General features: G+C 44.8%; 1 protein-coding gene and 1 pseudogene. One reads left to right on the forward strand and one right to left on the reverse strand.

The window, feature by feature from the left end:
* Positions 1-256 precede the first annotated feature (256 nt).
* Positions 257-802, forward strand: a complete 546-nt coding sequence (locus E1919_RS27150; RefSeq protein ID WP_162056530.1) for a GNAT family N-acetyltransferase — start codon at positions 257-259, stop codon at positions 800-802.
* Here E1919_RS27150 and E1919_RS27155 read toward each other — a convergent pair.
* A pseudogene (locus E1919_RS27155) lies at positions 777-1,061 on the reverse strand (transposase); the annotation flags it as partial. The gene E1919_RS27150 and the pseudogene E1919_RS27155 sit on opposite strands and share 26 nt — an antisense overlap.
* Positions 1,062-1,181 lie beyond the last annotated feature (120 nt).

Genomic DNA, 1,181 nt, shown 5'->3' on the forward strand with positions numbered 1-1,181 from the left:
TTGTGAGACACTAACCAAAAAAAACTGTTTTTCAGCTGTTCAACAGGCACCGGTTCGGATGGATGAAATTCATGCATTAGCCCCTACATTGAAGCCTCACATTTTGCGGGGCTACAGGTAAAGTAGGGGGCGAACCCTTTTGTAATGGTTTTATGGAACGGTCTGTATAAGGAAAGAATCACTAGAGAAACAACAGCTATAGGATAGTAGCGTTACTTTTTAGTCAGGATGTTATACTTAGAGAAAATGAAGTCACATGAGTCAGTTTGAAGTTATACATCCCCCTAGGATTACCATAAGAAAATTTGTATCTGATGACTTGGATAGATTTGTAGAGCTGTTATGTAATCAAAAGGTTATGGATAATCTGGCATTAACAGCGGAGATGAAAACAAGGAACGGTGCGGCAAACCTTTTAAACATGACTATGAACTCGTACAGCTCAGACTCCCCTCTGTTGGCATATGCAATTGAGCATAAAGCCGATAAAGCTTTTTTAGGTATAACAGGGTTGAATCCACTGGAGGAAAGTATGGTTGGTGATTTTTATGCGCTGCTACCTCCGTATTGGCACAGAGGCTTTGCCTCAGAGGTGTTGGACTACCTAACAAAGTTTATCTTCGAGGATACCGGGTTCAAAACAGTATTAGCCTTCATCACCCGAACTAATGAGGCATCCATTAGAGTAGCTGAGAAAAATGGATTCACAAACTATGGACTAGTGGAAAATAAAGATTTCAAAGACTTAGTGTATATGTTTAACGTGAACTCGGGAATTACGCCAGTGTTCTGGCAGGGTTGAACTTTTTGTTCTTGCGGTCGAGAAAGGTGTAGGCGGTCAGACCTGAGAGGATGTGGACCAGTGCGTTGAGCGGGTTTCGGTGGCGGGTGTGGTCGATGTCACAAACGGTCATCAGGATGTCATTTACCGCCTCTATGCCCCCTCTCTTCAGCAGGTTGAGCTTGTCGTGCAGCGTGAGGAGCATGTTTTTCATGTTCCTCCTGATTCTGGCCACCAGGTGCAGGCCCTTCTCCAGGAGCCCCTCCATCAGGGAGGCTACGATTAGGACACAAACTTTGAGGCGCATTTGTTCTCTGTTCTAAAAGGAGCAAATGAGCGGTGACATATTCAGCGACCGGCGTATCAGCCGTCGTGTAGAGGATTTGGCAACGAGGATACT

Source organism: Pontibacter pamirensis (assembly GCF_010015475.1).
GTDB classification, from domain to species: domain Bacteria; phylum Bacteroidota; class Bacteroidia; order Cytophagales; family Hymenobacteraceae; genus Pontibacter; species Pontibacter pamirensis.

Coding starts and splice junctions, on each gene's coding strand:
- E1919_RS27150 (WP_162056530.1), top strand. CDS start 257: ATGAGTCAGTTTGAAGTTATACATCCCCCTAGGATTACCATAAGAAAA.